This window comes from Serratia sp. HNCC26DJ206 (assembly GCF_057180605.1).
The window spans coordinates 43449-65799 of the sequence record NZ_JBXUGP010000022.1; the positions used below are offsets into that span (position 1 = coordinate 43449).

Here is a 22351-nt window from a genome sequence, read left to right on the forward strand (position 1 = left end):
AACCGAATGTTTGCCGGGTTTTTCTCCGGCCACAGCGCGGGTAAATGTGGCGAACAGGGTGCGAAGCGGCAGCAAAACGCCGCGAAAATGGGTTAAATAAATTCTCAGCGTTCTTAGGGATCGTCGAATAAATGCAGGCACAGTCACCGTTATCACGCTACCAGCAGGCGCTGGAGGCAGGGGAATACCAGGCCGATGCGGTTCAGCGTCAGGCCGTTACGCAGTTGGATCAGATCTATCAGGCATTGCTGCAGCTACCTGCCCAAGCGGTAACACCGGGAGGTCTACGCGGCAAACTCAGCCGACTGTGGGGTAAAAGCAGCGAAACGCTGAGCCAGCGCCCAGTGCAGGGGCTTTATATGTGGGGGGGCGTTGGCCGCGGTAAGACCTGGCTGATGGACCTGTTTTTCCACAGCCTGCCTGGCGAACGCAAACTGCGGCTGCATTTTCACCGCTTTATGCTGCGGGTACACGAAGAACTGACGGAATTGCAGGGGCAGGAAAATCCGCTGGAGATCGTGGCCGACGGTTTCAAGGCACAGACCGATGTGCTGTGCTTCGATGAGTTTTTCGTTTCGGATATCACCGATGCCATGCTGTTGGCAACGCTGTTGCAGGCACTGTTTGCCCGTGGGATCACCTTGGTGGCAACCTCCAACATTCTGCCGGATCACCTCTATCATAACGGCTTGCAGCGTGCTCGCTTCCTGCCTGCCATCGCGTTGATCAAGGAACATTGTGAGGTGATGAACGTCGATGCCGGCATTGATTATCGCCTGCGCACCCTGACACAGGCGCATCTGTATCTGACACCGCTCACGCCACAAAACCAGGGCACAATGGATCAGATCTTTTTGAAACTGGCGGGCAGAGCAGGTGAAGATGCACCGGTACTGCAAATCAACCATCGGCCGTTGCCGACCATCCGTGCGGTGGAAGGGGTTTTGGCGGTAGACTTCCACACCCTGTGCGAAGAGGCGCGCAGCCAGTTGGACTATATTGCGCTGTCGCGTCTGTATCACAGCGTGATGCTGTATAACGTGCGCATTATGGGGCCGCTGAAGGAAAATACTGCCCGCCGTTTTCTGGCTCTGGTGGATGAGTTCTACGAGCGTCGTGTCAAACTGGTGATTACCGCCGAGGCATCAATGTTCGAGATTTATCAGGGCGAGCGGCTGAAGTTTGAGTTCCAGCGCTGCTTGTCGCGGTTGCAGGAGATGCAGAGTGAGGAGTATCTGAAGCTGCCTCACTTACCGTAAATCGCTGTTTGCCTCAAAAACTGTTCGACCTTTGTGGGCGACTTCTCTATAATCCTGCGACCCCACGTTACAACAAAGTTTTTTTCCCAAAAACTTTATAGTGCCGGCAATGGCTATTCGAAGGGGTAGGTTTGCTGGACTTGATGGTCGTGTGAGCCTCAGCTGTTTTCGAGCGTTTGGGTGTTCACCAACGTGTAACTAATTATTGGGTAAGCTTTTAATGAAAACTTTTACAGCTAAACCAGAAACCGTAAAACGCGACTGGTACGTTGTTGATGCAGACGGTAAAACTTTAGGCCGCCTTGCTACTGAACTGGCTCGTCGTCTGCGCGGCAAGCATAAAGCGGAATACACTCCGCACGTTGATACCGGTGACTACATCATCGTTCTGAATGCAGAAAAAGTTGCTGTAACCGGCAACAAGCGTACAGACAAGATGTACTACCATCACACCGGCCACATCGGTGGTATCAAAGAAGCGACCTTTGAAGAGATGATTGCCCGCCGTCCTGAGCGTGTGATTGAAATCGCGGTTAAAGGCATGCTGCCGAAGGGCCCGCTGGGTCGTGCAATGTACCGTAAACTGAAAGTTTACGCGGGCACTGAGCACAATCACGCGGCACAGCAACCGCAAGTTCTTGACATCTAATCGGGATTATAGGCAATGGCTGAAAATCAATACTACGGCACTGGTCGCCGCAAAAGCTCCGCCGCTCGCGTCTTCATCAAGCCGGGCAGTGGTAACATCGTTATTAACCAGCGCAGCCTGGAACAGTACTTCGGTCGTGAAACTGCCCGCATGGTAGTTCGTCAGCCGCTGGAACTGGTCGACATGGTTGGTAAATTTGACCTGTACATCACCGTTAAAGGTGGTGGTATCTCTGGTCAAGCTGGTGCTATCCGTCACGGTATCACCCGTGCACTGATGGAATATGATGAGACTCTGCGTGGCGAACTGCGTAAAGCAGGCTTCGTTACTCGTGATGCTCGTCAGGTTGAACGTAAGAAAGTCGGCCTGCGTAAAGCACGTCGTCGTCCGCAGTTCTCCAAGCGTTAATTCTTGCTGCTTCGGCAGTGCGATTTGCGCGAAAAACCCGGTGCTTCGCCGGGTTTTTTTATGCCTGAAATTCCTTGAAACTTCATGAAAATTTGCAACTCGCTTGACAATTCAACATGAAATTGCCGCATAGTCACCACAAAACAGTCAAAATCTGGTAGACTATCACCCACTTTTGCGCCTGTTCGCCGTGCAGTTGCTGTCAGTCTACCTCCGAGGCCCGTTTCTCGAGCCAGGTTTATCTGCGAGCTGCTGGCTTGCGGTCAAGAATATTCAGGATAGCAGCCTGATAGACCCAATAGATTTCAAATTGCCGCAGGATAGTATTTGAAAGACAAAGGGAAGTTGGCTATTCGCAGTATTTTCTAGATAACACTTGGAGGTTTTCATGGCTGTCGCTGCCAACAAACGTTCGGTAATGACGCTGTTTTCTGGCCCGACCGACATCTTTAGCCATCAAGTACGTATCGTACTGGCGGAAAAAGGTGTCAGCGTCGAGATCGAGCAGGTTGAACCGGATAACCTGCCACAGGATCTGATTGACCTCAATCCTTACCAAACGGTACCTACGCTGGTCGATCGCGAACTGACGCTGTATGAATCCCGCATCATCATGGAATACCTTGATGAGCGTTTCCCGCACCCGCCGTTGATGCCGGTTTACCCGGTTGCACGTGGTGAAAGCCGCCTGATGATGCTGCGTATCGAGAAAAACTGGTACTCGCTGATGTACAAAATCGAGCAGGGTAATGCGCAGGAAGCTGAGTCAGCTCGTCGTCAACTGCGTGAAGAACTGCTGGCGATCGCGCCAATCTTCGGCCAGACGCCGTATTTCATGAGCGAAGAATTCAGCCTGGTGGATTGCTACCTGGCACCGTTGCTGTGGCGTTTGCCGCAACTGGGTATTGAATTGAGCGGTACCGGCTCCAAAGAGCTGAAAGGCTACATGACCCGTGTGTTCGAGCGTGATGCATTCCTGGCCTCCCTGACCGAAGCCGAGCGCGAAATGCGCCTGCAGACTCGGGGCTAAGCGTCATGGATATGTCTCAGATGACCCCGCGCCGTCCTTATCTGTTGCGGGCATTCTATGACTGGCTGCTGGATAATCAGCTCACCCCGCATCTGGTGGTGGATGTTATGCGCCCTGATGTTCAGGTGCCGATGGAATTTGCCCGCGACGGCCAGATCGTTCTGAACATCGCGCCGCGTGCCGTGGGTAACCTGCAACTGGGTGACAGTGACGTGAGTTTCAGCGCCCGTTTTGGCGGTGTACCGCGTCAGGTGTGGGTGCCAATGGCAGCAGTGCTGGCGATCTACGCACGCGAAAACGGTGCTGGCACCATGTTCGAACCTGAAGCCGCCTATGAAGCGGAAGGGACTTTCGAAGGTCTGGATAATCAAACCGGTTCTTCGGAGAACCTGATGTCAGTGATCGACGGCGATCGCCAGGATATTCGTGATGATCATGGGCCTGATGATGAACCGCCGCAGCCGCCACGCGGTGGCCGCCCGGCGTTGCGCGTCGTGAAGTAATCGCAGCAAGCAGGATAAAAAGGTACAGCATGCTGTGCCTTTTTTGTTGCCCGGATCTTGGGCGCTCGCCAAAAAATAAAGGGCCAGCAAGCTGGCCCCTTGGGATAGTGCAGAGAAGTGGCTTACACTTCCAAGTAACTCATGATACCTTCCGCCGCTTTACGCCCTTCGGCAATTGCGGTCACCACCAGATCGGAACCGCGTACCGCATCGCCACCGGCGAAGATCTTCGGATTGCTGGTCTGGAAGGCGTTATCGATACTTTCTGGCGCCACAATCCGGCCCTGTTTGTCGAGCTGCACGTCGTGCGCTGCCAACCAGTCCATTTTGTGTGGGCGGAAACCAAACGCCATCACCACCGCATCGGCGTCGAGTACGTGTTCTGAACCTGCGACCTGCTCGGCAACCTGACGGCCATTGGCATCCGGGGCACCCAACTGAGTGCGCACCATCTTCACGCCAGCCACGCGACCCGCGCTGTTCAGCTCAATGCTCAGCGGTTGCAGGTTGAATTTGAACTCTACCCCTTCTTCACGCGCATTCTTCACTTCGCGTTTGGAACCCGGCATGTTGACTTCATCACGGCGATAGGCACAGGTTACCTGCGTTGCGCCTTGGCGGATGGAGGTACGCACGCAGTCCATCGCGGTATCGCCACCGCCAAGCACCACCACGCGTTTACCTTCCATGCTGACATAGGGCTCGTGCTGCGTAGCGTCATAACCCATCAGCTGTTTGGTATTGGCGATCAGGAATGGCAGAGCATCGTAAACGCCCGGAGCCTCTTCGTTCTCCAACCCGCCGCGCATCGACTGGTAAGTGCCCACACCAAGGAATACCGCATCGTATTCGCTTAACAGCGCATCCATGGTGATGTCTTTACCGATTTCGGTATTGAGCTGGAACTCGATACCCATCTCGCTGAAGATCTCGCGGCGTTTGATCATCACCTCTTTCTCCAGCTTGAAGGCCGGAATACCAAAGGTCAGTAGGCCGCCGATCTCGGGATGGCGATCGTAAACCACCGCTTTGACCCCGTTACGGGTCAGCACGTCGGCACAGGCTAAGCCCGCAGGGCCAGCGCCGATCACTGCCACGCGCTTGCCAGTGGGCTGCACGTGCGACATATCCGGCTTCCAGCCCATTTCGATGGCTTTATCGCTGATATAACGCTCGATATTGCCGATGGTGACCGCACCGAACTCATCATTCAGGGTACAGGAACCTTCACACAGGCGATCCTGTGGGCAGACGCGGCCGCAGACTTCCGGCAGGCTGTTGGTCTGGTGCGCCAGATCGGCGGCTTCCATAATACGGCCTTCGTTCGCCAGCTTCAGCCAGTTCGGAATGTAGTTGTGTACCGGGCATTTCCATTCGCAATACGGGTTGCCGCAAGACAGGCAGCGATCGGCCTGCGCTTTCGCCTGGGTTTCCGAAAACGGCTCGTAAATCTCTACAAACTCAATTTTACGGATCTTCAGCGGTTTCTTTGGCGGATCAACACGCTGCAGGTCGATAAATTGATAAACATTCTGACTCATTTCATGACCTCTTACTGTGCCTGAACCCGCAGCTCGGCGGCGCTTCGACTACGGTGACCCAACAATGCTTTAACATCACTGGACTTCGGCTTAACCAGAGCAAACTTCGGTGCCCATTCCGGCCAGTTGGCCAGGATCTCTTCGGCGCGTGATGAACCGGTGGCCTGCACGTGCTCGGTAATCAAACCGCGCAGGTGCTCTTCGTGGATCGCCAGTTGGTCGACGTCTAACACTTCCACCAGCTCTGGGTTGACGCGTTTACGGAACTCGCCGTCTTCATCCAGCACATAGGCGAAACCACCGGTCATGCCCGCACCAAAGTTGATGCCGGTTTTGCCGAGTACGCAGACGATACCGCCGGTCATGTATTCACAACCGTTATCACCAATCCCTTCAACCACGGTGATAGCCCCGGAGTTACGCACTGCGAAACGCTCACCAGCGCGGCCAGCGGCGAACAGCTTGCCACCGGTTGCGCCATACAGGCAGGTATTCCCCACGATGCTGGCTTCATGGCTGCGGAAGGCGGAGCCCACCGGAGGGCGTACGGCAATGCGGCCTCCGGCCATGCCTTTACCCACGTAGTCGTTGGCATCGCCGGTCAGGGTCAGTTCAACCCCGCCAGCATTCCAGACGCCGAAGCTCTGGCCTGCGGTACCGGAGAAGTGCGCTTTGATCGGATCGGCCGCCATGCCCTGATCGCCATGCAGGGTCGCAATTGCACCCGACAAGGTCGCCCCGACGGAGCGATCGGTGTTGCGGATATCGAAGTAGAAGGTCTTGCTCTGCTTGGCTTCCACATGCGGTTTTGCCTGCGCCATCAGCTCTTTGTTCAGCAAGCCCTGATCGAACGGCGAGTTGCTGCTTTCGGTGCAGTGCAGTGCTTTGCCCGCGTGTGGCGTGGCAGTTTTCAGCAACGGCGACAGATCCAGTTTGTTCTGCTTGGCAGAGATCCCTGGAAGTGAAGTCAGGAACTCGGTGCGGCCGATCAGATCGACCAGTTGGCTGACGCCCAGCTCCGCCATAATTTCGCGGGTTTCCCGAGCGATAAAGTGGAAGTAGTTAACCACACGTTCTGGCAGACCGTGATAGTGATCGCGGCGCAGTTTTTCGTCCTGGGTCGCAACGCCGGTGGCACAGTTATTGAGGTGGCAGATACGCAGGTATTTACAACCCAGCGCTACCATCGGGCCAGTACCGAAGCCAAAACTTTCTGCACCGAGGATCGCCGCTTTAACAATGTCGACGCCGGTTTTCAGGCCGCCATCCACCTGTAGGCGGATTTTGTGACGCAGACCGTTGGCCACCAGCGCCTGCTGGGTTTCCACCAGGCCCAGTTCCCACGGGCAACCGGCATATTTCACCGAAGACAGCGGGCTGGCACCGGTGCCGCCGTCGTAACCGGCAATGGTGATCAGATCGGCATAGGCTTTCGCCACGCCGGTCGCGATGGTGCCTACGCCCGGCTCGGAAACCAGCTTCACCGAAATCATCGCCTTCGGGTTCACCTGTTTCAGGTCGAAAATCAGCTGCGCCAAATCTTCGATCGAATAGATATCGTGGTGCGGCGGTGGGGAAATCAGGGTGACGCCGGGCACCGAATAACGCAGTTTGGCGATATACGGTGTGACTTTATCCCCTGGCAACTGACCGCCTTCACCCGGCTTGGCGCCCTGGGCGACTTTAATCTGGATCACATCGGCGTTAACCAAGTAAGCCGGGGTCACGCCGAAGCGGCCGGAAGCCACCTGCTTGATACGGGAAACTTTGTGGGTGCCGTAACGTGCCGGATCTTCACCGCCTTCGCCGGAGTTGGAGAAACCGCCAAGGCTGTTCATGGCGATCGCCAGCGACTCATGCGCTTCCGGGCTCAGCGCCCCGATGGACATGGCTGCGGTATCGAAGCGTGTGAACAGTGACTCGGCCGGTTCAACCTGATCGACCGGGATCGGCGTGCCTTGCGGTTTGATCGCCAGCAGATCGCGCAGCGTGGCAACCGGGCGTTCGTTCACCAGCTTGGCATAAGCCTGATAATCGCTGTATTCGCCGCTGTGCACCGCTTTTTGCAGCGTGTTCACCACGTCTGGGTTGTAGGCATGATATTCGCCACCGTGAACAAACTTCAGCAGGCCACCCTGTTCCAGCGGTTTGCGTTTCAACCAGGCGCGCTTGCTCAGATTCTGCAGATCCTGTTGGAAATCGCTGAAGCTGGCACCGCCAATGCGGCTGACCACGCCCTGGAAACACAGATCGGAGAGCTCACGGTGCAGGCCTACGGCTTCAAACAGTTTCGAGCAACGGTAAGAGGCGATAGTAGAGATGCCCATTTTGGACATGATCTTGTACAGCCCTTTATTGATGCCGTTGCGGTAGTTCAGCATCACTTCGCGGTATTGCTTGTCGATCGCCTGGCTGTCTACCAATTTGGCCAGGGTTTCGTAGGCCAGATACGGATAGATAGCGGTAGCACCAAAGCCCAACAGCACGGCAAAGTGGTGCGGATCGCGTGCGCTTGCGGTTTCAACGATGATGTTGGCGTCGCAGCGCAGGTTTTTTTCTACCAGACGGGTCTGGATCGCACCCACGGCCATCGGGGCCGGTACTGGCAGGCGTTGATTGCTGATGGCGCGATCGGATAACACCAGCAGTACCGCGCCGTCACGGACTTTACGTTCCGCTTCATCGCACAGGGTACGGACCGTCTGCTCCAGATCCTGCTCGGCGGGATCGAAGGTCAGATCGAGCGTATCGGCGCGATAATATTCCCCTTCCAGCGTGGTGAGTTGTTTAAAATCCGAGTACAGCAGGATCGGCGATTTAAAGCTCAGGCGGTGTGCCTGGCCTTCGGCTTCGCAGAATACGTTCATCTCGCGGCCGATGCTGGTGGCCAGCGACATCACGTGCGCTTCACGCAGCGGATCGATCGGCGGGTTGGTGACCTGCGCAAACTGCTGGCGGAAGTAGTCATAAATAATGCGTGGGCGGCTGGAAAGCACGGCAAACGGGGTGTCGTCACCCATTGATCCGGTTGCTTCCTGGCCGATTTCGCCCAGCACGCGGATTACCTGATCCAGCTCTTCGCTGCTGTAGCCGAACTGTTTCTGGTAAGTTTCGAGCGTGGCGTCATCCAGTTCGCGTTTACCCACCTGATCGTCCGGCAGATCTTCAAACGGCACCAGGCGCTTAACGTTTTTCTCCATCCACTCTTTATACGGATGGCGGCTTTTCAGATCGTTATCGGTTTCGGCGGAGTGCAGGATCTTGCCGCTGCGGGTATCGATCACCATCAGTTCGCCCGGCCCAACGCGGCCTTTTTCCACTACTTCATCGGGCTGATAATCCCAGATGCCCACTTCCGAGGCGCAGGTGATCAGCTTGTCTTTGGTGATCACGTAGCGCGCCGGACGCAGCCCGTTACGATCCAGGCTACAGGCGGCATAGCGGCCGTCGGACATCACGATGCCCGCTGGGCCGTCCCACGGCTCCATGTGCATCGAGTTGAAGTCGAAGAACGCACGCAGATCGGTGTCCATATCCGGGTTGTTCTGCCAGGCCGGTGGCACCAGCAGGCGCATGGCGCGGATCAAGTCCATCCCGCCCGCCAGCAGCAGCTCCAGCATGTTGTCCAGCGAACTGGAGTCGGAGCCGGTTTCGTTAACGAAAGGCGCGGCGGAATGCAGATCCGGGATTAGCGGAGTCTGGAATTTATAAGTACGGGCGCGTGCCCACTGGCGGTTACCGGTGATGGTGTTGATCTCACCGTTGTGCGCCAGATAGCGAAACGGTTGCGCCAATGGCCAGCGCGGCACGGTATTGGTGGAGAAACGCTGGTGGAACAGACAGATGGCGGATTCCAGGCGCAGATCGGCGAGATCCAGATAAAAACGTGGCAGATCCGCAGGCATACACAGGCCCTTGTAGATCGTCACCAGGTTGGAGAAACTGCACACATAGAAGCTGTCGTCCTGAACACGCTTCTCGATACGGCGACGCGCTATAAACAGGCGGCGTTCCATATCACGCGGACGCCAGCCCGCAGGGGCGTTGACGAAAATCTGTTCAATACGCGGCAGGGAAGAGAGGGCGATTTCACCCAGCACATCCGGGTTGGTGGGAACCTCACGCCAGCCGACAATCGACAGCGTTTCGTTCTGTAACTCTTCTTCCACAATGCGGCGGCTGGCGCGGGCTTCCTCTTCGTTGGTGCTGAGGAACATCATGCCAACCGCGTAGTTCTTGGCTAAACGCCAACCGCGCTCTTCCGCCACCATGCGGAAAAAGCGATCGGGCTTTTGCAATAACAGGCCACAACCGTCGCCAGTCTTGCCGTCAGCAAGGATTGCGCCACGGTGCTGCATGCGGGCCAGTGCGTGAATAGCCGTTCGCACTACCTTGTGGCTAGGTTCGCCTTCTATGTGGGCGATCAGGCCGAAACCACAGTTGTCCCTCTCTTGGGATTTGTCGTACAACATATCAGTGAACCTCCCCAGGCTCTGCGTGACTCTCACAACCACCCACGAGGGGGCTTCCTGGTTTCAGGCGGAAGTCCGAACGGCGAGGTGAATAGCGCCGAACTGCTTTTCCGCCCTCCATCAATGGCCTCTCGTGACGGTTTTCACAAGTGGTAAATGACTTGTTTTAAGAGGGAGTCTTAAAATATTGCATAAATATGACGAGACGTTTGCCCGTCCAGAAAGCTTCCAGCGGACTTCCAACTTATACGAGAAAGAATACGCAGGTCAAATATGGGCTTAATCAGGTTTTCTGATGGATAAATCAGGCTTATTATTTTGAAAAATAAGATTTTTCAGACATTTTGCTCGCCGTGTGAAGGCAAGGAGAAGGCCCGTGAAATGTGAGCTGTCTCACTATAGTGCAGGGGCTGAATCTCTGCACCATGCTAGTGCGGATGGGAATGTCAGAATTTTATTCTAGTAAATATTGATTTATTGTTGGTTATGACTGTTTTTCATCGCTTTGTCATAAAGAGGTTAATAACGCTGCGCAGATTAGAAAAATTCATCGTGATGGAAGTGACTTTATTTGCAGTAATAATGAATAGTTATGCCTAAGGCGGCCTTTGGAGAAAAGCGTTGATCTCTGTCATCGCGGGAAAAGCCACCTTTGACTAACATCACGGGCTTTGAACACAGAGAAGCACCAAGATTATGCAGTTGCCGCAATTAGTCAATATGTTTGGCAGCGATCTTCAGCGCCGCTATGGCGAGAAGATCCACAAACTCACGCTGCATGGCGGGTTTAGCTGCCCGAATCGTGACGGTACGCTTGGCCGTGGTGGCTGCACTTTTTGCAACGTGGCGTCGTTTGCCGATGAACAGATGCAGCAGCAGAGTATCGCTGAACAGTTGGCCGTGCAGGCACGCAAAGTCAACCGGGCAAAACGCTATCTGGCCTACTTCCAGGCCTATACCAGTACTTATGCAGAAGTAGAATTGCTGGCCAACATGTATCGGCAGGCATTGTTGCAGGCAGAAATGGTCGGCATCTGTGTAGGTACCCGGCCGGACTGTGTGCCCGATGCGGCGCTTGATTTGCTGGCGGGTTATCGTGAACAGGGATTTGAAGTCTGGTTGGAACTGGGGCTGCAAACGGCACACGATAAAACGCTGAAACGCATCAACCGTGGTCATAATTTCTCCTGTTATCAACAGACCGCGCGGCGGGCGCGTGAGCGCGGCCTGAAGGTCTGTAGCCACCTTATCGTTGGCCTGCCAGGGGAAAAACAGGCAGAACATCTGGCAACGCTTCAGGCGGTAGTTGAGTGCGGTGTGGACGGCATCAAACTGCACCCGCTGCATATTGTCACCGGCAGCATCATGGCGCGAGCCTGGCAGGCGGGCCGTTTACCGGCGCTGGCGCTGAGCGATTACGCCGCCAGCGCCGGGGAAATGATCCGCCATACGCCGAAAGAGATTGTCTATCATCGCATTTCTGCCAGCGCCCGCCGGCCAACGCTGCTGGCACCATTATGGTGCGAAAACCGCTGGAATGGCATGCAGGCGGTCGGCAGTTATCTGCAATGTCGTGGCGGCCAAGGCAGTGCTCTTGATGTTTCGCATCACTACTCTCTTTAAAAACCATCCTGTTAGTTTGGGTTTGTAATCATTCCCACACTTCCCATCAAGGTTTCTTATCTCACCGAGGTTTTACGGTATGATTTAAACGATTATGTCTGATGGGAATGGCTCATGAAGCAAATCCGGGTGTTAGCCCAGTACTACGTTGATTTAATGGTAAAGCTTGGCCTGGTGCGCTTTTCGCTGTTGCTGGCTTCTGCGCTGGTGGTGCTGGCGATGGTGGTGCAGATGGCGGTCACCATGCTGCTGCGTGGTCAGGTGGAAAGTATCGATGTGGTGCGCTCCATCTTCTTTGGACTGCTGATTACGCCGTGGGCGGTCTACTTTCTTTCGGTGGTGGTTGAACAGTTGGAAGAGTCGCGCCAGCGCCTGGCACGGCTGGTGGATAAGCTTGAGGAGATGCGCTACCGCGATCTCGCTTTGAATCAGCAGATGAAAGAGAACATCACCCAACTTAATCAGGAAATTGCCGAGCGCATCAAGGCGGAAGAAGGCCGCCAGCAGGTGATGGACAAGCTGACCGAAGAAATGGAGCAGCGCGAACGAGCGCAGGTTGAACTCGGCCAGCAATCGGTGCTGTTGCGCTCTTTCCTCGATGCCTCACCGGATTTGGTCTACTACCGCAACGAAGACAAAGAGTTCTCCGGCTGCAACCGTGCCATGGAACTGCTGACCGGCAAGAGTGAAAAGCAGCTGATTGGCCTGACGCCGTTTGATGTTTACAGCCAGGATGTCGCCGAGAAAGTCATCGAAACCGATGAAAAAGTGTTCCGCCACAACGTTTCTCTCACCTACGAGCAGTGGCTGGTATACCCGGACGGGCGCAAAGCCTGTTTTGAGCTGCGCAAGGTACCGTTTTACGATCGCGTGGGCAAACGTCACGGGCTGATGGGCTTTGGGCGCGATATAACCGAGCGTAAGCGCTACCAGGACGCGCTGGAGAATGCCAGCAGGGAAAAGACCACCTTTATCTCAACGATCAGCCACGAGCTTCGTACGCCGCTTAATGGCATTGTCGGCCTGAGCCGCATCCTGCTCGATACCGAGCTGAATGATGAGCAACTCAATTACCTGAAAACCATCCACGTCAGCGCCATTACCCTCGGTAATATTTTCAACGACATTATCGAGATGGACAAACTCGAACGGCGCAAAGTGCAGTTGGATAATCAGCCGGTAGATTTTACCGGTTTCCTGGCAGACCTGGAAAACCTCGCTGGCCTGCTGGCGCAGCCAAAAGGGCTGCAGTTTGTGATGGAGCCGCAACTGCCGTTGCCGCAGAAAATTATTACCGACGGTACGCGCCTGCGCCAGATCTTGTGGAATCTGATCGGCAATGCGGTGAAGTTCACCCCACAGGGCCGGATTGTGGTGCGCGTGCGGCATGAAGATCACGAACGGATGACGTTCGAAGTGGAAGATTCCGGTATGGGTATTCCGCAGGATGAACAGGATAAAATCTTCGCTATGTATTATCAGGTGAAAGATCAGCACGGCGGGCGGCCTGCCACGGGAACGGGGATCGGCCTGGCGGTTTCCAAGCGGCTGGCACAGAGCATGGGTGGTGATATTACCGTGCAAAGTGTACAGGGTCATGGTTCTTGCTTCACGTTGACTATCCTGGCCCCGGCGGTGGAAGACGTCGTGAACGAGGCCGAGCAAGAAGAAGAGCTGCCGCTGCCAGCACTGCATATTCTGCTGGTGGAAGATATTGAGCTGAACGTGATCGTTGCCCGTTCGGTGCTCGAGAAGCTGGGTAACAGCGTGGAAGTGGCGATGAATGGTCATGACGCGCTGGCGATGTTTGACCCGGATGAATTCGATCTGGTGCTGCTGGATATCCAGTTGCCGGATATGACCGGGCTGGATATTGCCCGTGAGCTGCGCAGCCGCTACCGCGGCCAGGCGTTGCCGCCGTTGATTGCGCTGACGGCCAACGTACTGAAAGACAAGAAAGAGTATCTTGATGCAGGTATGGACGATGTGTTGAGTAAACCTTTGTCAGTGCCAGCCTTGACCCAGATGATCAAACATTACTGGGATCTACAACCCTCGCATACCACAAAAAAAATGGAGCAAAAGGCAATGCAGATTAACGAGTCGTTACTGGATACCGTCATGCTGGAGCAGTACATGGACCTGGTGGGGCCGCAGCTGATTTATCAGAGCCTGGACATGTTCGAACAGGTGATGCCGGGCTATCTGGCGCTGTTGGATTCCAATATGACCGCGCGGGACCAGAAAGGGATCACGGAAGAAGGCCACAAGATTAAAGGGGCTGCGGGTTCCGTGGGGCTGAAACATCTGCAACAACTGGCACAGCAGATTCAGACACCGACGTTACCGGCGTGGTGGGATAACGTGCAGGATTGGGTGGATGAGCTCAAACAGGAGTGGCGTAACGATGCGGCAATGTTGCGTACATGGGTAGAGAACGCTGAAAAAAAATGACCCCGACCTAGGCCGGGGTGCGCGAATATTGCGCCAACACCAGGGAAATTGTGAACCTGCGTATTGGTTTTCAATGTTCAGATAGAGCAGGTTGCAGAAAATTCGTGTACATCATACAGCGAACAACATAGCAAATGTAAGCGCTCTTGTTAGAAGATTCATTAAAATGTGTGATGTAGTTAGTGTTTGTTGGTTTTAGGTGCTCATCCATTGGTCGTCCTGATTGGGAGAATATCGATGAAACAGGTAGGTGTGGTACTGAGTGGTTGTGGCGTTTATGACGGTGCGGAGATCCATGAAGCAGTCCTCACATTGCTGGCATTGGATCGTGCCGGTGCACGGGCGGTATGCTTTGCCCCTGATGAGGAACAACTCCATGTTATTAATCACTTATCTGGCGATTTCTTGCCTGAAACGCGTAACGTGTTAGTGGAATCTGCGCGCATTGCGCGAGGGAAAATTCAGCCCCTTTCCCAGGCGGATGCCAACCAGTTGGATGCCCTGATCGTACCCGGTGGATTTGGTGCGGCTAAGAATCTCAGCAGTTTTGCTGAGGAAGGCAGTGAATGTTCCGTTAATACAGATTTTGCTGAGATTACGCAAAAAATGCATAAGGCACATAAACCAATTGGTTTTATGTGCATTGCTCCAGCCCTGTTACCCAGGATCTTGGGCCAACAAATCCGGCTGACGATTGGTAACGATCCCGATCTCGGTGAGGTGATTGACGCCATGGGGGGAGAGCCCGTGATTTGCCCTGTGGATGATATTGTGGTCGATATAGAGAACAAAGTGGTCACAACGCCAGCCTACATGTTGGCCCAATCGATCGGTGAAGCGGCGCGCGGAATTGATAAGTTGGTTTCACGGGTGCTGGATTTAACCGAATGAGTAGATTTGCGGCTAAGTCGGTGATTCACCGGCTGTGGTATTGGCTTAAGCGTGCTTTGTTGGCGGTACTGGGCTTATGGTTGGCGGGGATTATCCTGTTTGCTTTCCTGCCGGTGCCCTTTTCTGCGGTGATGGTAGAGCGGCAAATCAGCGCCTGGCTGAGCGGTGATTTCAGCTATGTTGCCCATTCAGATTGGGTGTCGATGGATGAGATTTCGCCGAATATGGTGCTGGCGGTGATGGCTGCAGAAGATCAGAAATTCCCCGACCATTGGGGTTTTGACGTGGCGGCCATCGAGAAAGCGATCAGCCACAATGAACGCCGCCCGACACGCATTCGTGGTGCTTCCACGCTGTCTCAGCAGACGGCAAAGAACCTGTTTCTGTGGGATGGGCGCAGTTGGGTGCGTAAAGGGCTTGAAGTCGGGCTGACGGCGGGGATTGAACTGGTATGGACCAAACGCCGAATTTTGACGGTGTACCTGAATATTGTCGAATTCGGTGACGGTATATTCGGTGTAGAAGCCGCGGCCCAGCGTTTTTTCAACAAACCGGCCAAACGCTTAACGGCATCTGAGGCCGCATTGTTGGCGGCGGTTTTACCCAATCCTCATCGCTTTAAGGTTAAAGCCCCTTCAGGGTACGTGATTGGGCGCCAGCAGTGGATTATGCGCCAGATGCGGCAGTTGGGCGGGGCGGAGTTTCTTAAAGAGAATGAGCTGAAGTGATTGGCTATGTGTTCCGCGCCGATGACTTGCTGACGATCGTGGGATAGGGCTGGGGTAAGGGCATCAGATAACGCCGCCCTTACCCCGGTGCGCGAGTTTACTTAACGTAGGTAAATGCCGTGGTGACGTGTCTTACGCCACCGATCTGGCTGGCGATCTGTGCTGCTGACTGCCCTTCTTTTTGTGTTACCAGGCCCAGTAAGAACACTTCGCCATTCTCGGTCGTCACCTTGACGTTCGAGGACTTGACCGTATCGCTGGTCAGGAGCTGTGAACGCACTTTGGTGGTGATCCAGGTATCTGAAGACGCGGTTCCCAAGCTAACCGGAGTTCCCTGGCGGATTTCGTTATACACTTCTACCGCACCGTCTACGCCAAGCGCGATCTGTTTTGCACGGCTGGCAAGCTCGCTATTCGGCGCCTGACCGGTCAGCAGAACTTTGCCCTGATAGGCGGTTGCGACCACCCGGGCTTCTTTCTTCAGTTGCTGATCTTTGCTCAGCGCATTTTCAACCCGAGCTTCCAAGGTTCCATCATCGACCTGAGTTCCTACGGAACGCGGGTCTGTGGCAGTTTTGGTGGCAACGGCCGCACTGCCGACCACGACAGCGCCGACACAGCCTTGTAACAGCAGAGCGCTGAACAGCACTGCCAATGTTGTTTTCAGCTTCATCTTAGTTCCTTTAATCGTCCTGGTGGGGGAACAACGTATTATCAATCAGGTCACATAGGCAATTTACGGTAAACATATGCATTTCCTGAATGCGCGCACTGCGGTGGGAAGGAATACGGATCTCAACATCCTGTTGGCCAAGTAAACCTGCCAATTCCCCACCGTCGTGGCCCGTGAGTGCAACAATGGTCATATCTCGCGTTACTGCGGCTTCAACCGCTTTCACAATATCACGGCTATTACCGTGAGTGGAGATCGCCAGCAATACATCTCCGGCATGGCCCAACGCGCGCACCTGCTTGGCATACACTTCATCGTGCAGACGATCGTTGCCGATCGCGGTCAGCACCACGTTATCGGCATTCAGCGCGATGGCAGGCAGGCTGGGGCGCTCGGTTTCAAAACGGTTGATCATGCTGGCAGCAAAATGCTGAGCATTGGCGGCTGAAGTCCCATTGCCACAGCACAGGATCTTGTTGCCGTTCAATAACGATTGAACCAGAGTCATCGCGGCACGGGAGATGGCGTCAGGCAGGGCTTCCGCCGCTGCAATCTGGGTTTGGATACTTTCGGTAAAACAGACTTTGATTCGATCCAGCACGTTGTTTTTAATCCACTAAGTCAAAGGCCGGTTACACCGGTAAACCATAATTAATCCGCATTGAAGGCATTCGGTATCCATTCTAACTGGTTACCGGTGATGGCAAAAACATCAAAACGGCAAGATGATGTGTCAAAACTGGCTCCGCGCCCCGCCAGCCAGACGGTGGCGGCATGCAACAACCGCTGTTGCTTGCGGTAAGTGACGCTGGCGGCGGCATCACCAAATGCAGCACTGCGCCGATAGCGTACTTCAACGAACACCCAGGTTTGACCATCGCGCATGATGAGATCAAGCTCACCACCGCGCACCGCCACGTTGGCAGCGGTGAAGGTCAGCCCAGCGCGTTCCAGATAGCGGCGGGCCTGTATTTCGTAGCCCGCCCCTTTGGCGCGTTGGCTCAGGAGACCGGAACGACCGAACCCTGGCGGTATTGCAACCAAGTCAGTTTCCTTGTGATCACACAGTGAGGTGACGAACTCAGCACACCGCTGGCTCCAGAGATCTGGAAGCCTGGCAGTTGGCGCATTTCAGCAAAGTGGTTGGTCAATGTCCAGGCATCCATGCCCATGGCGTAAAGACGTACCAGAGAATAGTCGTTGCCGAACTTGGCACTGGCCTGCTGCTGCAATGCTGGGTTGACGCCTGCCAGCAAAGGAATGTCACTGAATTGCAACCCCTCCATTTCCAGACGGAAATCCGGGCCAGCACCAGCCTGATAGCTGCGTGAGCTGGCGAACATGGCGGGTTTGCTGCGGGAATTGGTGGTCATGTCGATCATCGGTTTGATGAGCGTCAGCTGATCCTGGGTAGCCACGATGTACACCGCATCAACGCCGCCGCCGGTAGAGGCAGCAGGGATCTCGCTTGGCTGAGCCGGAATGGTCAGGCCAGCGATAGTCACCGACTGTGGTGCTTGCGCGGGTGCCGAGACCGGCGTACCGCTCATGCGGATACCGCCGCTGTTAACCATCTGGCGCAGTTCGGTGGTAGAACCGATGCTCTGCTGCAAAACGGTTTGCCCACCCTGTTTCTGCCACTCTTCGGCAAAGGCTTTGGCAATGCGATCGCCGAACGCGCCGCGCGGGATCAACAACAACGGCAAGCGTTTCTGCTGTGCCCAGATATGCCGCGCTGCATCACGGGCCTCGTCTTCTGGGGAGAGCGCGAAGTAGCAGATGTTCGGGCTGTCTTTCGGCTGTTCCGGCTGGTTGAGTGCCAGTACGTTCAGCGCAGTAGGTGTGCTGGCAAGCTGCTCAACATCGGCCTTCAGTAACGGGCCAACCACCAGCGTTGCCCCATCCTGCTGGGCCTGGGCCAGTAGAGCAGGTAATGGCTGGCTGGAGGTATCGTATACCTTTACCTGAGCATTGGCGGGCTGCGCGGGTGGAGTGGTTACGGTGGTGGGGGCTACTGGTTGTGCCGTGGCAATATCCGCAGGAAGTGCGGAAGGGCTCACTGCACCGTCGGTATTGGTCAGCGCTGCGGCATTTGGATCATTGCTTGGTTGCGCTGGCTGGAGCGGTGCGGCCAGCGTGATGCCACTTTGGGCGGCAGCAAAGCCTTGCTGGATAGCGTCGGCAAACACCTTGGCCTGGCCATTCAGCGGTAACAGCAGCGCGATACCCGAGGTGGAAGCCTGGCTGAAATTCTGTACCTGGCTTAATTGGGTTGGCAGGCTTTTGGCCGCCGGGTTTTGTGGATAGCGGTTTTGCCAATCTTTAATGCCGGCTTTCAGCAGTTCTGGGTCCTGCTTGCTTTCCTGATAAACCCGCAGCAGATCCAGCCAGCCTTGCAGCACGTTTTCGTTGGCGTTGATGACCAGGCTATTCATCTCTGCCGGTTTGAGGCCGAGCAGCGCCTGCCAAGTCTGATCCAGGTTGTCTTGCCGTGCATTGACTGGCAGCAGCGGTTCCTGAGCGATATAGGCACGGAGCAGTGGCAGAGACGGCTGGCCCTGATAAGCGGCAATCTGGGCCTGATACAGGCGCACCAACTGATTAGGCGAGAGCGAGTTGCTGTCGATGTTGCTCAGCGAATTACGCGCGGCGTCATAATTTTTGTTGCCAACTTGCAGTTCTGCGAGCAACAGTTGGCGTTCCACCTGTTGTTGGCTGTTCATATCTTGCGGCAAGGTATTCAACTGCGCAGCGGCCTGCGGTAATTGGCCTTCGCGGATTAATGCGCGAATAGCAAGTAATTGCCAGTCAGCCTTGTTATCATCGCCGCTTTGCTGCAGTTGTTGCAGATAGTAATCGGAGTTGGCGCTCGCTTCATTTTGTATATTTATCTGCGGAGTTTGTGGCGCTTGACTCGGGCAGCCGGCTAACAGCAGGGCGGCCAGTACAACAGGGAGTAAACGCCCTGCTTTGCTACGAATGAATGATGAGGAAAGCATACTGTATCCAGTGATGTTTTTTTCAAGATGCTCAATATTAAATCGGCAATCCGGATGAAACAATGAATCAACAGCAACAATCAGTCATTTCTGCCTCAACGCTGTACGTGGTGCCCACTCCCATCGGTAACCTGGGGGATATCACTTATCGGGCACTCGAAGTACTGAAAAGCGTCGATCTGATTGCGGCGGAAGATACGCGTCATACCGGGTTGCTGTTGCAACACTTTGCAATTAGCGCGCGGTTGTTTGCGCTGCACGACCATAACGAACAGCAGAAGGCGGACCAATTGCTGGCGAAACTGCAGGAAGGCCAGAGCATAGCATTGGTTTCCGACGCTGGCACGCCATTGATCAACGACCCCGGTTATCACCTGGTGCGCCGTTGCCGTGAAGCGGGGATCCGCGTCGTGCCGCTGCCAGGTGCCTGTGCCGCGACCACGGCGCTGTGCGCTGCCGGGTTGGCGTCCGATCGTTTCTGCTACGAAGGATTCCTGCCTGCGAAAACCAAAGGCCGTAAGGATACTCTGCTGGCGTTGGCAGAGGAACCACGTACGCTGATTTTCTATGAATCAACCCACCGTTTACTGGACAGCCTGCAGGACATGGTCACGGTGTGGGGGCCTGAACGCTACGTAGTGCTGGCTCGTGAGTTGACCAAAACCTGGGAGTCGATCCACGGCGCGCCGGTGGGGGAACTGCTGGCCTGGGTGCTGGAAGATGAAGTCCGCCGCCGGGGGGAGATGGTGCTGATTGTCGAAGGCCACAAGGTACAAGAGGACGATCTGCCATTGGAAGCGCTGCGCACGCTGGCGTTGCTGCAAAAAGAACTGCCGCTGAAAAAGGCGGCGGCCCTGGCGGCAGAGATCCACGGCGTGAAGAAAAATGCGTTGTATAAGCACGCGTTGGAACATCAGGAGCAGTAAAGCTGTTGACCTGCCGGGGTCACAACGCTACTATCCGCGCCGGAGTTGACCAGACAGTCGCCGCTTCATTGCCGTCCTCTTCGGGGGAGACAGATGGAGGGGAGGAAAGTCCGGGCTCCATAGGGCAGGGTGCCAGGTAACGCCTGGGAGGCGCAAGCCTACGACTAGTGCAACAGAGAGCAAACCGCCGATGGCCCGCGCAAGCGGGATCAGGTAAGGGTGAAAGGGTGCGGTAAGAGCGCACCGCGCGGCTGGCAACAGTCCGTGGCACGGTAAACTCCACCCGGAGCAAGGCCAAATAGGGGTTCGCATGGTACGGCCCGTACTGAACCCGGGTAGGCTGCTTGAGCCAGTGAGCGATTGCTGGCCTAGAGGAATGACTGTCCACGACAGAACCCGGCTTACCGGTCAACTCCCTCTATCAATAGAAAACCCCGCGTAGCATGAGCTGCGCGGGGTTTTTTGTTTTCTGCTTAAATCGGTAAATCAATCAGCAGCGCGCGTAGCGGTGTCTCTGCCCGAACGGTGAGGCAATTCTCCTCGCGGATAAACGCGCCGTCTCCGCAGGTCAGCTTTTGGCTGTCGTGATGATCACCGTTGGCTGAAAGCGTGCCGTGGATCGATTGTAGGTAAGCACGCGGCCCGTTCAGCGCTAGCGTTTGCTGCTCACCGGCCTGTAAATCCAGATGATGGATCCACACCTGTTGCCGCAGTTGCAGGCTGCCTTGCGCGCCATCGGGCGAAGCCAGCAACTGGTGCGGCTGTGATGGCAGATTCAGGCGCTGTACGCGATCGTTGCTGCGTTCCGGGCAGGCATCCAGCCACAGTTGCATCCGGGTGAGCGGTGTGGTGCTGCTGATGTTCTGTTCGCTATAGCTCAGCCCAGCCTGAGTGGCCAGCAACAGTGCTTCTCCGGCCGCCGCTCGCACGGTATTGCCATCGCTGTCGCGGTATTCGGCTTCCCCTTGCAGGATCAGGTTCAGAATATCGACGTTAGGGTAAGTGCGTGGCTGGAATGTGGCACCCGGCGCCAGCACTTCCTGGTTCAAGACCCGCAGCGAGGCGTAGCCCATCAGTTTGGGATCAAAGTAATGCCCAAAGGAAAAGGTATAGCGAGCCTGTAGCCAACCAAAGTCAGCTTGCCCGCATTGTTGTGCTGTTCTGCATGTGATCATGGCAATCGGCTCTTTAAATATTCATGCCTCGAATGGTAAGCATCTGGACGCCGGATTGTTAGCCAGTTAATCTGGTCGGCATATTCAAATTTCCTGAAAGAGAGATTCGATGGCCAGAGATCGTGCATTAACGCTGGAAGCGCTGAGGGTAATGGATGCGATTGACCGCCGTGGCAGCTTTGCTGCTGCTGCCGATGAACTGGGGCGAGTGCCCTCAGCACTCAGCTATACCATGCAAAAATTGGAAGAAGAGCTGGACGTGGTGTTGTTCGATCGTTCAGGGCATCGCACCAAGTTTACCAACGTCGGGCGGATGTTGCTTGAGCGAGGGCGCGTTTTGCTTGAGGCCGCCGACAAACTGACCACCGACGCTGAAGCGTTGGCGCGCGGTTGGGAAACCCATCTGACTATCGTCAGTGAGGCGCTGTCACCGGCGGCTAAACTGTTCCCGTTGATCGACAAACTGGCGCTGAAGGCGAATACCCAGGTTTCGCTTTTTACCGAAGTGCTGGCCGGTGCCTGGGAGCGTTTGGAGCAGGGGCGTGCCGATATCGTGATCGCACCGGATATGCACTTTCGTGCCTCGTCGGAAATCAATACCCGTAAATTGTACAAAGTCATGAGCGTCTATGTGGCTGCGCCGGATCATCCGATCCACCAGGAGCCGGAACCGCTGTCGGAAACCACCAGGGTGAAGTATCGCGGCATTGCGGTGGCCGATACCGCGCGTGAGCGGCCGGTACTGACCGTGCAACTGCTGGATAAGCAGCAACGTCTGACGGTCAGCACCATTGAAGATAAACGCCGTGCTCTGCTGGACGGATTGGGCGTAGCCACCCTGCCGTACAGCATGGTGGAAAAAGACATTGAAGCCGGGCGCTTGCGCGTGGTTGGGCCGGAGTATAGCCAGGAAGTCGATATCATCATGGCCTGGCGGCGTGACAGCATGGGGGAGGCGAAATCCTGGTTCCTGCGTGAGATCCCACGCCTGTTTGCCCGGCAGGAAAATCAGTAACCCCG

General features: G+C 55.4%; 18 protein-coding genes and 1 other RNA gene. 12 read left to right on the forward strand and 7 right to left on the reverse strand.

All coding sequences use genetic code 11. The features are described from left to right. The first annotated feature begins 131 nt into the window (after positions 1-131). The 5 genes from zapE to sspB all read left to right on the forward strand — a co-directional run bounded on the left by zapE (position 132) and on the right by sspB (position 3849). The gene (gene zapE / locus AC2A1E_RS15675) at positions 132-1259 is read left to right on the forward strand and encodes a cell division protein ZapE (RefSeq protein WP_484384510.1); all 1128 of its coding nucleotides are present in this window, start codon (positions 132-134) and stop codon (positions 1257-1259) included. 220 nt (positions 1260-1479) lie between these two features. Then, on the forward strand, positions 1480-1908 hold the full coding sequence (rplM, locus tag AC2A1E_RS15680; protein ID WP_459400174.1) for a 50S ribosomal protein L13: 429 nt from the start codon (positions 1480-1482) through the stop codon (positions 1906-1908). A 15-nt stretch (positions 1909-1923) separates the two neighbouring features. After that, positions 1924-2316 carry a 30S ribosomal protein S9 gene (gene rpsI / locus AC2A1E_RS15685; RefSeq protein ID WP_076942061.1) on the forward strand — a complete coding sequence of 131 codons (393 nt, stop codon included), beginning with the start codon at positions 1924-1926 and terminating at the stop codon, positions 2314-2316. A gap of 388 nt (positions 2317-2704) precedes the next feature. Further along, positions 2705-3346, forward strand: coding sequence for a stringent starvation protein SspA (gene sspA, locus AC2A1E_RS15690; RefSeq protein ID WP_484384511.1), 642 nt, complete (start codon positions 2705-2707; stop codon positions 3344-3346). Positions 3347-3351: 5 nt separating this feature from the next. Beyond that, positions 3352-3849 (forward strand): ClpXP protease specificity-enhancing factor, encoded by a 498-nt coding sequence (sspB, locus tag AC2A1E_RS15695; RefSeq protein WP_484384512.1) that lies wholly within the window; start codon positions 3352-3354, stop codon positions 3847-3849. A 122-nt stretch (positions 3850-3971) separates the two neighbouring features. Here the strand turns inward: sspB and AC2A1E_RS15700 are convergent, their stop codons facing one another. Continuing rightward, on the reverse strand, positions 3972-5390 hold the full coding sequence (locus AC2A1E_RS15700) for a glutamate synthase small subunit (protein ID WP_484384513.1): 1419 nt from the start codon (positions 5388-5390) through the stop codon (positions 3972-3974). Between the two features lie 11 nt (positions 5391-5401). Next, the gene (gene gltB / locus AC2A1E_RS15705; protein WP_484384514.1) at positions 5402-9862 is read right to left on the reverse strand and encodes a glutamate synthase large subunit; all 4461 of its coding nucleotides are present in this window, start codon (positions 9860-9862) and stop codon (positions 5402-5404) included. Positions 9863-10558: 696 nt separating this feature from the next. Between gltB and mnmL the strand changes: the two genes are divergently transcribed. From mnmL to mtgA, 4 genes are all read left to right on the forward strand, one after another. Continuing rightward, on the forward strand, positions 10559-11485 hold the full coding sequence (gene mnmL, locus AC2A1E_RS15710) for a tRNA modification radical SAM protein MnmL/YtqA (RefSeq protein WP_484384515.1): 927 nt from the start codon (positions 10559-10561) through the stop codon (positions 11483-11485). A gap of 114 nt (positions 11486-11599) precedes the next feature. Further along, the gene (gene arcB / locus AC2A1E_RS15715) at positions 11600-13939 is read left to right on the forward strand and encodes an aerobic respiration two-component sensor histidine kinase ArcB (protein WP_484384516.1); all 2340 of its coding nucleotides are present in this window, start codon (positions 11600-11602) and stop codon (positions 13937-13939) included. Positions 13940-14176: 237 nt separating this feature from the next. Beyond that, positions 14177-14830, forward strand: a complete 654-nt coding sequence (gene elbB, locus AC2A1E_RS15720) for an isoprenoid biosynthesis glyoxalase ElbB (RefSeq protein WP_484384517.1) — start codon at positions 14177-14179, stop codon at positions 14828-14830. Next, positions 14827-15558 carry a monofunctional biosynthetic peptidoglycan transglycosylase gene (gene mtgA / locus AC2A1E_RS15725; RefSeq protein WP_484384518.1) on the forward strand — a complete coding sequence of 244 codons (732 nt, stop codon included), beginning with the start codon at positions 14827-14829 and terminating at the stop codon, positions 15556-15558. Before elbB ends, mtgA begins: the two co-directional genes overlap by 4 nt. A 97-nt stretch (positions 15559-15655) precedes the next feature. Here the strand turns inward: mtgA and dolP are convergent, their stop codons facing one another. Genes dolP through AC2A1E_RS15745 form a run of 4 tightly spaced genes read right to left on the reverse strand, consistent with a single transcriptional unit; the run spans position 15656 to position 19230 of the window. Then, complete coding sequence (dolP, locus tag AC2A1E_RS15730; RefSeq protein WP_484384519.1) at positions 15656-16231, reverse strand: division/outer membrane stress-associated lipid-binding lipoprotein; 576 nt, start codon at positions 16229-16231, stop codon at positions 15656-15658. A 10-nt stretch (positions 16232-16241) separates the two neighbouring features. Next, a complete protein-coding gene (diaA, locus tag AC2A1E_RS15735; RefSeq protein WP_459400157.1) occupies positions 16242-16832 on the reverse strand; it encodes a DnaA initiator-associating protein DiaA in 591 nt (196 codons plus the stop codon). 50 nt (positions 16833-16882) lie between these two features. Next, the gene (locus AC2A1E_RS15740; protein WP_484384555.1) at positions 16883-17236 is read right to left on the reverse strand and encodes a YraN family protein; all 354 of its coding nucleotides are present in this window, start codon (positions 17234-17236) and stop codon (positions 16883-16885) included. Beyond that, positions 17233-19230 (reverse strand): penicillin-binding protein activator, encoded by a 1998-nt coding sequence (locus tag AC2A1E_RS15745; RefSeq protein ID WP_484384520.1) that lies wholly within the window; start codon positions 19228-19230, stop codon positions 17233-17235. The genes AC2A1E_RS15740 and AC2A1E_RS15745 overlap by 4 nt, the downstream gene beginning before the upstream one ends. A 62-nt stretch (positions 19231-19292) precedes the next feature. On the opposite strand from AC2A1E_RS15745, the gene rsmI reads away from it, so the two are divergent. Next, positions 19293-20156, forward strand: a complete 864-nt coding sequence (gene rsmI, locus AC2A1E_RS15750; protein WP_484384521.1) for a 16S rRNA (cytidine(1402)-2'-O)-methyltransferase — start codon at positions 19293-19295, stop codon at positions 20154-20156. Between the two features lie 41 nt (positions 20157-20197). Next, positions 20198-20576, forward strand: an RNA gene (gene rnpB, locus AC2A1E_RS15755) — RNase P RNA component class A. A 53-nt stretch (positions 20577-20629) separates the two neighbouring features. On the opposite strand, the gene AC2A1E_RS15760 is transcribed toward rnpB, so the two are convergent. Next, positions 20630-21331, reverse strand: a complete 702-nt coding sequence (locus AC2A1E_RS15760; RefSeq protein WP_484384522.1) for a pirin family protein — start codon at positions 21329-21331, stop codon at positions 20630-20632. 109 nt (positions 21332-21440) lie between these two features. Here AC2A1E_RS15760 and AC2A1E_RS15765 point away from each other — a divergent pair, with 109 nt between their 5' ends. Beyond that, on the forward strand, positions 21441-22346 hold the full coding sequence (locus tag AC2A1E_RS15765) for a LysR family transcriptional regulator (protein ID WP_484384523.1): 906 nt from the start codon (positions 21441-21443) through the stop codon (positions 22344-22346). Positions 22347-22351: the final 5 nt, after the last annotated feature.

Bases quoted from the DNA above. Each gene is read 5' to 3' on its own strand.
- zapE (WP_484384510.1), top strand. From the start codon at position 132: ATGCAGGCACAGTCACCGTTATCACGCTACCAGCAGGCGCTGGAGGCA.
- rplM (WP_459400174.1), top strand. From the start codon at position 1,480: ATGAAAACTTTTACAGCTAAACCAGAAACCGTAAAACGCGACTGGTAC.
- rpsI (WP_076942061.1), top strand. From the start codon at position 1,924: ATGGCTGAAAATCAATACTACGGCACTGGTCGCCGCAAAAGCTCCGCC.
- sspA (WP_484384511.1), top strand. From the start codon at position 2,705: ATGGCTGTCGCTGCCAACAAACGTTCGGTAATGACGCTGTTTTCTGGC.
- sspB (WP_484384512.1), top strand. From the start codon at position 3,352: ATGGATATGTCTCAGATGACCCCGCGCCGTCCTTATCTGTTGCGGGCA.
- AC2A1E_RS15700 (WP_484384513.1), bottom strand. From the start codon at position 5,390: ATGAGTCAGAATGTTTATCAATTTATCGACCTGCAGCGTGTTGATCCG.
- gltB (WP_484384514.1), bottom strand. From the start codon at position 9,862: ATGTTGTACGACAAATCCCAAGAGAGGGACAACTGTGGTTTCGGCCTG.
- mnmL (WP_484384515.1), top strand. From the start codon at position 10,559: ATGCAGTTGCCGCAATTAGTCAATATGTTTGGCAGCGATCTTCAGCGC.
- arcB (WP_484384516.1), top strand. From the start codon at position 11,600: ATGAAGCAAATCCGGGTGTTAGCCCAGTACTACGTTGATTTAATGGTA.
- elbB (WP_484384517.1), top strand. From the start codon at position 14,177: ATGAAACAGGTAGGTGTGGTACTGAGTGGTTGTGGCGTTTATGACGGT.
- mtgA (WP_484384518.1), top strand. From the start codon at position 14,827: ATGAGTAGATTTGCGGCTAAGTCGGTGATTCACCGGCTGTGGTATTGG.
- dolP (WP_484384519.1), bottom strand. From the start codon at position 16,231: ATGAAGCTGAAAACAACATTGGCAGTGCTGTTCAGCGCTCTGCTGTTA.
- AC2A1E_RS15745 (WP_484384520.1), bottom strand. From the start codon at position 19,230: ATGCTTTCCTCATCATTCATTCGTAGCAAAGCAGGGCGTTTACTCCCT.
- rsmI (WP_484384521.1), top strand. From the start codon at position 19,293: ATGAATCAACAGCAACAATCAGTCATTTCTGCCTCAACGCTGTACGTG.
- AC2A1E_RS15760 (WP_484384522.1), bottom strand. From the start codon at position 21,331: ATGATCACATGCAGAACAGCACAACAATGCGGGCAAGCTGACTTTGGT.
- AC2A1E_RS15765 (WP_484384523.1), top strand. From the start codon at position 21,441: ATGGCCAGAGATCGTGCATTAACGCTGGAAGCGCTGAGGGTAATGGAT.